Origin of the sequence: Alkalihalobacterium elongatum (assembly GCF_019024285.1) — a bacterium.
Classification (GTDB): Bacteria; Bacillota; Bacilli; order Bacillales; family Bacillaceae_F; genus Alkalihalobacterium; species Alkalihalobacterium elongatum.
The window spans coordinates 32,796-41,753 of sequence record NZ_WMKZ01000036.1 but is presented as its reverse complement, the minus strand read 5'-3'; the positions used below and the strand labels follow the sequence as shown (position 1 = coordinate 41,753).

At 36.1% G+C, this 8,958-nt stretch carries 13 protein-coding genes; 8 read left to right on the top strand and 5 right to left on the bottom strand.

The genetic code is table 11. The annotated features are described in order from the left end of the window. The first annotated feature begins 193 nt into the window (after window positions 1–193). A complete protein-coding gene (locus GKP30_RS21795; protein ID WP_236035288.1) occupies window positions 194–439 on the top strand; it encodes a YozQ family protein in 246 nt (81 codons plus the stop codon). Window positions 440–572: 133 nt separating this feature from the next. Then, window positions 573–971 carry a hypothetical protein gene (locus tag GKP30_RS21790; protein ID WP_216831576.1) on the top strand — a complete coding sequence of 133 codons (399 nt, stop codon included), beginning with the start codon at window positions 573–575 and terminating at the stop codon, window positions 969–971. Between the two features lie 119 nt (window positions 972–1,090). On the opposite strand, the gene GKP30_RS21785 is transcribed toward GKP30_RS21790, so the two are convergent. From GKP30_RS21785 to GKP30_RS21765, 5 genes are read right to left on the bottom strand one after another with little or no spacing between them, the layout of a single operon-like run. Next, window positions 1,091–1,885 carry a hypothetical protein gene (locus tag GKP30_RS21785; protein WP_216831575.1) on the bottom strand — a complete coding sequence of 265 codons (795 nt, stop codon included), beginning with the start codon at window positions 1,883–1,885 and terminating at the stop codon, window positions 1,091–1,093. Then, complete coding sequence (locus tag GKP30_RS21780) at window positions 1,882–2,583, bottom strand: ABC transporter ATP-binding protein (protein WP_236035287.1); 702 nt, start codon at window positions 2,581–2,583, stop codon at window positions 1,882–1,884. The genes GKP30_RS21785 and GKP30_RS21780 overlap by 4 nt, the downstream gene beginning before the upstream one ends. A 1-nt stretch (window position 2,584) precedes the next feature. Beyond that, window positions 2,585–2,959, bottom strand: a complete 375-nt coding sequence (locus tag GKP30_RS21775; protein WP_216831574.1) for a GntR family transcriptional regulator — start codon at window positions 2,957–2,959, stop codon at window positions 2,585–2,587. Window positions 2,960–2,983: 24 nt separating this feature from the next. Beyond that, the gene (locus tag GKP30_RS21770; RefSeq protein WP_216831573.1) at window positions 2,984–3,934 is read right to left on the bottom strand and encodes an ABC transporter permease; all 951 of its coding nucleotides are present in this window, start codon (window positions 3,932–3,934) and stop codon (window positions 2,984–2,986) included. Next, window positions 3,931–4,854, bottom strand: a complete 924-nt coding sequence (locus GKP30_RS21765) for an ABC transporter ATP-binding protein (protein ID WP_216831572.1) — start codon at window positions 4,852–4,854, stop codon at window positions 3,931–3,933. The genes GKP30_RS21770 and GKP30_RS21765 overlap by 4 nt, the downstream gene beginning before the upstream one ends. Window positions 4,855–5,085: 231 nt before the next feature. On the opposite strand from GKP30_RS21765, the gene GKP30_RS21760 reads away from it, so the two are divergent. From GKP30_RS21760 to GKP30_RS21735, 6 genes are all read left to right on the top strand, one after another. Beyond that, entirely contained in the window at window positions 5,086–6,045 is a 960-nt protein-coding gene (locus GKP30_RS21760; RefSeq protein WP_216831571.1) for a nucleoside hydrolase, read from the top strand. Between the two features lie 78 nt (window positions 6,046–6,123). Next, the gene (locus tag GKP30_RS21755) at window positions 6,124–6,330 is read left to right on the top strand and encodes a hypothetical protein (protein WP_216831570.1); all 207 of its coding nucleotides are present in this window, start codon (window positions 6,124–6,126) and stop codon (window positions 6,328–6,330) included. A 50-nt stretch (window positions 6,331–6,380) separates the two neighbouring features. After that, window positions 6,381–7,556 (top strand): MalY/PatB family protein, encoded by a 1,176-nt coding sequence (locus GKP30_RS21750; RefSeq protein ID WP_216831569.1) that lies wholly within the window; start codon window positions 6,381–6,383, stop codon window positions 7,554–7,556. A 160-nt stretch (window positions 7,557–7,716) separates the two neighbouring features. Continuing rightward, window positions 7,717–7,890, top strand: coding sequence for a sporulation histidine kinase inhibitor Sda (gene sda, locus GKP30_RS21745; RefSeq protein ID WP_216831568.1), 174 nt, complete (start codon window positions 7,717–7,719; stop codon window positions 7,888–7,890). A gap of 92 nt (window positions 7,891–7,982) precedes the next feature. Further along, entirely contained in the window at window positions 7,983–8,129 is a 147-nt protein-coding gene (locus GKP30_RS21740; RefSeq protein WP_216831567.1) for a hypothetical protein, read from the top strand. 201 nt (window positions 8,130–8,330) lie between these two features. After that, entirely contained in the window at window positions 8,331–8,834 is a 504-nt protein-coding gene (locus tag GKP30_RS21735; RefSeq protein WP_216831566.1) for a YwpF-like family protein, read from the top strand. Window positions 8,835–8,958: the final 124 nt, after the last annotated feature.

Genomic DNA, 8,958 nt, shown 5'->3' with positions numbered 1-8,958 from the left:
CCGCCGTATACGGATCCGTACGTACGGTGGTGTGAGAGGTCGGATAATCAATTAATGATTATCCTCCTACTCGATGTTTTGAGCATCTATAAAGTTGTGAAGTATGTTATATTCTAAAACTTTAAAAACAGAGCAAATAAATATTATTTTTCACTCAAGGCAAACTATAACTAAAAGGAAGGGAGGGTTTATAATGAACAAAGATAACAACAAAACACCAATGGACCAAAGTAGAGAAGTTGCTGAAAACTCGTATCATCCATCTGACTACAAAAGTACAAATGAGACCGAGCAAGGGCTCGCATTCGTTCATGAGCAAGTAAGTGATGCCTATGTAGAAGGCACAATTGATGGCCAAATTGAGGAATCACGAAATAATGCAGATCTAGGTCGAGCAGAGGAAGGCTTCAAAGAAATGGAGAACTTTGATAACGAATAAAAATTAAGAAGGCTATTTCAATAAAGTGGACAAGCTTTATTGAAATAGCTTTTACATTTTCATCTGATGCTTCAAAAATATATGGAAGTTGTGTATATTATAAGAATATTATATTTATTGAAGAGGTGTATTGATGAGTAAACTTAATATTAATCTCGTGCTATGTCATGAGGTTGACAAGAGCACAGGATCATTAAAAGGTATACATAATCACTTTAAAAGGGGAGAGAAGGGGATAAGCTTTAGCCTAGTTATGTTTATCTCCGCTCTTGACAAAATTGAACGTGACTTACATTTAATTTTATTATCTGGTGATGGTAAGCAAAAATTATTACGGAAAGTGACAGTCCAACAAGGTGAAAAACAAGCATCCAATGATATGCATGTCAATACGTTTACTGATGTAGGTTTAGAAGCTGGGTTATATGAGTTCCGCGCGCTTTCGACTCCTGTAAATGAAGAGGCTATAACGATGCAGACGTTAGCTCAAGAGGGGACATTAGAAGGACTAGTAAAACTGAAGATTGTCTAGCTTTAAGCAAATTTAAATAAACGTTTAATTAAATATTAGTTGTTGATTTTTGGGCTGTTTTTCACACATCGGAGCCCCAAATAACTTTTTAAAAAACAGGAGTCAAACTAGACTCCTGTTTATTTATATAACTGCACAAATCGATCCAATAACCAGCTGGCAACTAGTAACAATAAGACAATGACCACGCCTTCAATAACGAGGTAGCCGAAATAAAATGTACCGTCAATATCTACCATAACGTTAGTATCCGCTTGGATTAACACTAACTGATTTATTGCGGTGTGTATATCAGCAGGAGTAATAAGTGCTCCCCATTCGGTTATCATTCGAAATAGATCTGTACTTTTTAGTAAGTTCCAAAGATAGTGAGCCCCAAAGCCAATCGCTATTGCTAAGATCCACCCGCCTTTATAAACCGTTTTCGAGATCAGGTATAAGACAGTTGCAAACGCTCCGAGTTGTACTGAGGCAAGGATGAGTAAGAAAACAGGGACATACCAAAATGTATGGAATAAGGATAAAACAATAAAAAATGGCTCACTTATTTGGTTATTGAAAACAAAAATAAAAAGATAGAATCCGATAAATGTAACTGTGAGTGAAATTAAAAAGTGTGTGGCTACCGCTGAAAATTTAGCAGATAGAAGTGACCAACCGCTTTGTGGGATATTCAACCACAGGTTTACATTGTGATTGCGCCATTCTTTTGACAAGGAGTCAAACATCCCTACAAATATATAGATAACATGTAGCATCAGAACAGGTACGAAGCTCATTAAGATTAATTCGTTATTATACCTGAACATCATAAAAAATATCGAGAGGAAAAAAAGTACGAGTAGGCTTATATTTACAATTAGACGCAATTGATTAGCTCGTAAATCTTTTTGAAATAAGGCAAACCAGCTCACTTTAACACCTCTCTCATATAATCAATTACACTTTGCCCTCGTTCTTCTCGAAGTTTTTCAACATCATTAAAATAGACGACCGAACCGTCTCTAATAAATAAAACTTGATCAAGTAGGGCCTCAATTTCTTCTACCTCATGGGTTGATAAAATAATCAATTGTTTTTCAAGATCAGCATATTTAGCAAAGGCTTTAATGATATCCTCTCGTACAATCGGGTCCAAGCCTGAAAGAGGTTCATCTAAAAGAAGGCATGGAACCTGTCGTCCAAGAGCGAGCGCAATTTTAACTCGGGCACGGTTTCCTTTTGAAAGATGTCCAATCTTTGTGGCCTTATCTACATGAATATCGTCTAAAATATTTTCTGCTTTAACCTGGTCAAAGTCAGGAAAGACCCGTTCATAAAATGATAGAGTTTCTTTAACTGTATAAAAAGGATACAAATCATCATCTTCAGATAAGTAGGCAAAATGTTTAGTCGTTTTTCTTGAAATGGTATTTCCTAAAAGTTGAACGGAGCCTGTTGTAGGTTTTACTAATCCAGCAATAAGCTTTAATAGCGTTGATTTTCCGCTACCGTTGGCCCCAATTAAACCGACAATGCCTGGGTGCTGTACAGTAAACGTAATGTCCTCTAATGCTTTTTTCGTCCCATACCGTTTCATTACATGTTCGACAGAGAGAATAGGTGTACTCAATTTAGCTATTCTCCTTTCCTGTAATTTTCGTTTCAATTCTTTGTAAAATTTCAGCTGGAGTAAAGCCAATACTTTTCATTTCTTCAATGAAAGTATCCATTTGTTCTTCGGCTAGTTGTAGACGTAATTGTTTAATAACTTCGGGGTTATTTACTACAAACGTACCTTGACCACGCTTAGATTCGACTACACCCATTCGTTCCATTTCCATATAAGTCCTCTGAACAGTATTTGGATTAACCCCCGCATCAACCGCTGTTTCTCTTACAGAGGGCAGCTTTTCTCCAGGTTGAATGTAACCACTGCAAATCTTATGGTAAAACCGGTGCATTAGTTGGTAATAAATTGGTTTTGTATTGTCAAAGTCACGAGACATAACTCATCTCCCTTAAAAACCTATTTAAGCATTTACATCTCTTTTAACAAACAATAAAGATGAAATGACATGAAAAATAATAAAATATATGAACAGCATCATTAACGAAAATCCTAATGTCATGCTTTCAATCAGTGGTTGCCCAGTGAAAAACTGCTGAAGGTGGGTATTGGCAAATAAAATATATTTTGCCCAATCATATTGACTTAAAGCAAACACGAGTTGAGATCCCGTAAACATAAGGAAGATCGATAAACCAATTGCTAACGATTGATTTCTGAACACACTCGCAATCATAAACGCAAATGTTACCATCATTAATAAGTCTACACTGTTTAGTATATAAATGAAAAGTATGTGTAGGATCATCGGTGTCTCTTGTATCACTCCACCATTGTATGAAAGGTTAACAGCATTTAATTGATTAAACCCGAAGAAGGCAGCCCCAACGGTTAGAGAAAATATTAGTAATGTAGCTAGAAAGAGAAATGAAAAACAAAACGCTGAAATATACTTCGAGAATAATATTTTTAGGCGGTGCACAGGTCGTATAAGTAATAACTTAATCGTACCTGAAGAAAATTCAGCTGCTACAGAAGTAGCAGAAATAATAATGGTGAACAGTGTAATGAAACTAATGAGCATAGAAGCACTAAGAGTAAATCCCCAAATGGATTCATCACTGATAGGGGCAATATTATTAGAAAGTCTGTATTCATTAATTGCCATCGTTTCTTGCAAAGACTGCTGATGTGCTTCTGAAATCGTCGGATCATTAATCATTTGTGATAGCTGCTCATTTTCAGCAATTATCACAGGTTTCCAGTCATGTGTTTCCCCTGAAGGAATGAGAAACTTAGTAACACCCCCGACACTTATGATCATGAAAAGTAATATACCCATCATCACCCAAGTGCTAGTCCGTGAAGCTATTTTAATATTTTCATTATGAATAAGTTTTATCATTCTGTTCATAATTTCTGACCTCCAGTCACTTGTAAAAACTTATCTTCTAACGTTGTCGTCTTTCTTACAATTAAATATATTTGAACACCGTTCTGAACGAGTTCACGGGTAATTAACGGGATATCTTCCCTAGTAGCGGTAATTTGTACATGTTCGTTTTCTATCTTGCTAGTTAGTTGTGAGAAGCTTTCTTTCAGTACTGTTAATGCTTTTTCTATCGGTTTTGCATCAATAAGATATGGTTGTAATTCTTCTTCATTTACGAAATCGCTAATCGTTTTTATATCGATCATTTTCCCGCCTTGAATAATTCCAATTCGATCACACATTAATTCCATTTCTGATAATAAGTGACTTGAAACGAGTATCGCTAAACCTTCTTTGTGTGCTAAATGTCGCAGATACTCACGGATTTCACGGATCCCAGCTGGGTCAAGACCGTTTGTAGGCTCATCTAAAATTAAAAGGGACGGGGAATGGAGCAGGGCCTGTGCAATTCCTAACCGTTGTCGCATTCCGAGTGAGTAGGTCTTTACCTTTTCTTTAATTCTGTCTTTTAAGCCGACTAATTCCACGACTTCATTAATTCTCGTTTCACCAACTCCATCAACCATTCGTGCATATTGACGTAAATTCTCAAGACCGCTTAAATAACTATACATTTCAGGGTTTTCCACAATTGCACCAGTATGAGCAATCGCTTTTTCAAATTCCTTTGAAATATGATTTCCTTTAATGTATATATCACCTTCAGTGATTGATATCAGTCCGACAATCATTCGAATTGTTGTCGTTTTCCCCGCACCGTTCGGACCTAAAAAGCCAAACACTTCCCCAGGAAAAACCTCAAATGAAACATCATCAATAATCCTTTTATTTTTAATTACTTTAGAAACTCTTTGTACTGATAAAACAGCTACCGTTTTCATTTTACTGTCACCTCATATACTATTTATTTAGTGTACTAGTTAAATAGTACACTATGATTAAGTAAGCTGTAAATGTTAATAAGTGGATTTTTTTAAAAGCCTAATTAATATAATCTCTTGATCTATAGATAAAGCCCTGGGAACAAATGATTTTTGAGTCGAAAATCGTGGGTTAAATTCAAGCTTTGAAGAATAAGTATGGTAGTACTGACCGACGGAAGGAGCTAAAATATGAAGAAGAAGAAGAAAATCCTTCTTTTTTGTGATCCTGGAATTGATGATTCATTGGCGATTATGTATGCATTACTTCACCCTCATTTAGAGGTAGTAGGGATCGTTTCTAGCTATGGAAATGTCGCTCAAGAACAAGCAACAAATAATGTAGCCTATTTATTACATTTAGCGGGAAGAGAAGATGTACCAGTAATAGGCGGGGCAAAGGGGCCTCTTTCTGGTGAATTTACAGTTTTCTATCCTGAAATTCACGGTCCAGAAGGGTTAGGTCCGATTAGTCCACCTGACATCATTGTAGGTGAACTACTAAATTTTGATCGTATCTTTGAGATCATTGAACGATATGAAGGTGAGCTTACGATTGTAGAAGTTGGCAGGCAGACTGCGTTAGCTATCGCTTATATCTTGGGAGAAGAACACATGGGAAAAGTGAAGGATTTCTTTATAATGGGTGGAGCATTTCTAGTGCCTGGTAATGTCACTCCAGTAGCAGAGGCTAATTTTCACGGTGATCCAATTGCTGCGAATTTAATACTAAATAAAGCGAAGAATGTGACTGTTGTGCCATTAAACGTAACGAGTGATGCAATTGTTACTAAAGAAATGGTGGATTATATTACAGCGTATGAATACAATCCGTTCACACCTTTGATAAAACCTATATTTGATTATTATGCAGACGCTTATAGTGAGTTAATCCCAGGATTGAATGGTGCACCGTTACATGATGTTGTGACTTTAGCTGCACTCACTCAACCACAGCTAGTAAACTATATTCATCGATCAGTTACAGTCCAAATTTTAGAACGAACGAGGGGTCAAAGTGTAGGTGATTTTAGGCCTGGTTGGGAGGCTGAACCATCAGAAGTTTTACATCGTATTGGTATGGTGCTAGACTTCGAGATGTTTTTTCGTGATTTTTTAAATGTAATGACTAGATCACTTCATGATCAATGATCACGATCACAATTCTTTTTAGTTTTGGCTAGATCATGTATGATAAGAGTAAATATAGAAAGTATTAGGGTGAGAATGATGAATGAGCAAGAGGCAAAGGACATATTAGAACAACTTAGGAATGGAACACAGCAGAAGGTTCTCATTTCCAAAGATGACTTCATGTGTTTTAGGGCACAACTTGTTTTACAAAAAGATCGTGAGGCTTTTGTAGGAACGGCTGATAAAGGTGGTTCCGTCACATATGTTTATACACCGCAGCCAGAGGAAGGACAGAGTCATTAATTCTGTCCTTTTATTATTAATTACTATTTTTTTAGGAAGGGGAGAGAACTATGACTTCACGTTTTGATCATGTTGAAAATCGTAAAGGCACGAACTCGATGAAGTGGGATGGAGTAGATAAACTTTACGGAGGTAATGATTTATGGCCAATGTGGGTGGCTGATATGGACTTTAAAGCACCTTCAGAAGTAATTACTGCAGTTCAAAAAGAAGTTAATAGAGGGATTTTCGGGTATCCTATTCGATCGGCATCGGTAGATTCAGCTGTACAATCATGGTTAAAGCGTAGATTTAGTTGGGAGATTGATACAGAGCATTTAGTGTACACATCTGGAGTTGTCCCTGCTATTGCCCAACTTATAAAAAGATTCACTGAACCAGGAGACAAGGTCATCATTCAACCTCCTGTTTATTACCCATTCTTTAAAGTAGTGACAAATCAAGAGCGTCAGTTGATCGAAAATCCATTAGTGTACGATGGTATACATTATAGGATGGACTTTGATCATTTAAAATCGGTTATTGATGAGAAGACGAAAATATTATTATTATGTAGCCCGCATAATCCAGTCGGTAGAGTTTGGACAATCTCTGAACTCGAGCAATTAGCGGAAATTTGTATCGAGCATGATTTGTTAGTCATTTCGGATGAGATACATAGTGATATGGTTTTTAAAGGACATAGGCATGTACCGACTGCTTCACTCTCGGATGAAATGAAGCAACGAACGATAACTTGTATGGCCCCTAGTAAAACATTTAACTTAGCAGGGTTACAAACGTCATACACGATTATTTCTAATCCAACACTCCGAAGACAATTCAAAAATTATTTAAGTGGGGAGTTTCTAAATATGTTCCATTCGATCGGAGCAGTTGCGATGGAAGCAGCATATAACGAAGGTGAGGAATGGCTTGAAGAATTTCTTCACTATCTACATGAAAATGTTCGATACGTAACCTCTTATGTGAGAGAACATATGCCAAAAATCAAAGTGATACAGCCAGAGGGAACCTATCTTTTGTGGATGGATTGTACAGAGTTAGGGATGACAGCGCAGGAAAGGAAGGATTGGCTTACGAATCAAGCTAAAGTTGCTTTGAGTAATGGAATTGTGTTCGGAAAAGAAGGAGAACCATTTGAACGAATGAACTTAGCATGCTCGAGGGAGTCGGTCATAGAAGGGCTTACAAGATTAAAAAAAGCGTACGATGAGTTAAGTTAATCTGTGCGAAATGTTAATTTCATAAGCCTTTTTGGAACTGAAAGATTGCAAAGGTTAAAAAAGATTATGATAAATCTGATAATTCACTTGAAAATAGGTACTAAACCTTGTATCTTAGTACATGTTGTGATTAATTACCATGCTGAAAGAGGGCAAAGTTATGTATCATATCGATAATGAATTATTATTAGAAGTGTATACAAAAGCGCTGGAACTGAAGTTAGAAGATGATTTTATTGAATTGTTGGAAGAGGAAATTGAGAAAAGAGAGAAATGTGGTACTTTATGCCGCTCACAAAAAGAGAGTCTTAAAGTATTGCAACTACAGTGTTAAAAAATTTTAATTTATTAGCAGGTATTCCTATAAAACATGTCTAATATACTTAGTGGTCAATATTGAAATCTAAAACAAAGGAGTCATGAATTATGACCTTTGATAAGTTGTACAATGATTTAATTGCCGAATGTAGTTTGAAATTAGGAAGAAAGCTGACAAAAAAAGAGTTAGAATTTATTGCGTGGGTGAAAGAGCGTCAATACGAAGAGAAATACGACAAGTTAAAAAGTTCTTAATTGAATGATGAGACTGACATTTATTTTAAAGTCAGTCTCTTTTACGTTTTCAAACACCTTTTAGCCTTTGAGTAGGACTTAAGATGTCCTATGTTTGGATAATAAAAGTAAAAACAGTTCCTTACAAACCGGCATGGCAAAGAATAATATGTTTTAATGATAAGTATGAAGTATGAAAGGATGGAATAGGAGGCGATTTCATTGAAAACATATCGATTATTTTCACTTCGATTACTACAACCTCATGAAAAAGGGGTGACTCAAGTTGAAGTTCCTTTGCAAGATGGTCTCATAATAGATATGGAAGATAGTGCAAAAAAGTGGTTAATTGATGCTGTCATTACCCCTGATCTAACTGCTATTTTTGAAAAATGCCAAGAGGAAAACGGAAAGTTAATAATCGAGGCGGTTATTACTAGTGAAAAAAACTACCCAGCAACGATGGTGACCAAGGTCCGTAAAATTACACATCTTTCAGACAAAGTCAGCATTTTGCTGGACGGGTTAATGGTCGTTAGAAAGGATGACATTATTGACGTTATCCTCGAAAGTATAGTTGAGGAGGGGTTAACAGGTGAGGATCTACTTGAGGAATTTAAGAATAGAAAAGCAAGCCGTGGCGATAATATCGTAGAAAATATATATAAACAAATAGAAGCTGATGGAAGCTTAGAATTTAATATAAGTGAACCTACAGAAAAATAGTACAAATTTAAGTGGCAAGGTGATCTTTGTTAACTAAAAATCAAAAATAGATAAAGATAAATAAAATGGATATATGCATACAGCTAGCGTTCCTTCCAGAAGATTGGCGTATAGAATCATCTAG

Bases quoted from the DNA above. Each gene is read 5' to 3' on its own strand.
- GKP30_RS21795 (WP_236035288.1), top strand. From the start codon at position 194: ATGAACAAAGATAACAACAAAACACCAATGGACCAAAGTAGAGAAGTT.
- GKP30_RS21790 (WP_216831576.1), top strand. From the start codon at position 573: ATGAGTAAACTTAATATTAATCTCGTGCTATGTCATGAGGTTGACAAG.
- GKP30_RS21775 (WP_216831574.1), bottom strand. From the start codon at position 2,959: ATGTCTCGTGACTTTGACAATACAAAACCAATTTATTACCAACTAATG.
- GKP30_RS21770 (WP_216831573.1), bottom strand. From the start codon at position 3,934: ATGAACAGAATGATAAAACTTATTCATAATGAAAATATTAAAATAGCT.
- GKP30_RS21765 (WP_216831572.1), bottom strand. From the start codon at position 4,854: ATGAAAACGGTAGCTGTTTTATCAGTACAAAGAGTTTCTAAAGTAATT.
- GKP30_RS21760 (WP_216831571.1), top strand. From the start codon at position 5,086: ATGAAGAAGAAGAAGAAAATCCTTCTTTTTTGTGATCCTGGAATTGAT.
- GKP30_RS21755 (WP_216831570.1), top strand. From the start codon at position 6,124: ATGAATGAGCAAGAGGCAAAGGACATATTAGAACAACTTAGGAATGGA.
- GKP30_RS21750 (WP_216831569.1), top strand. From the start codon at position 6,381: ATGACTTCACGTTTTGATCATGTTGAAAATCGTAAAGGCACGAACTCG.
- sda (WP_216831568.1), top strand. From the start codon at position 7,717: ATGTATCATATCGATAATGAATTATTATTAGAAGTGTATACAAAAGCG.
- GKP30_RS21740 (WP_216831567.1), top strand. From the start codon at position 7,983: ATGACCTTTGATAAGTTGTACAATGATTTAATTGCCGAATGTAGTTTG.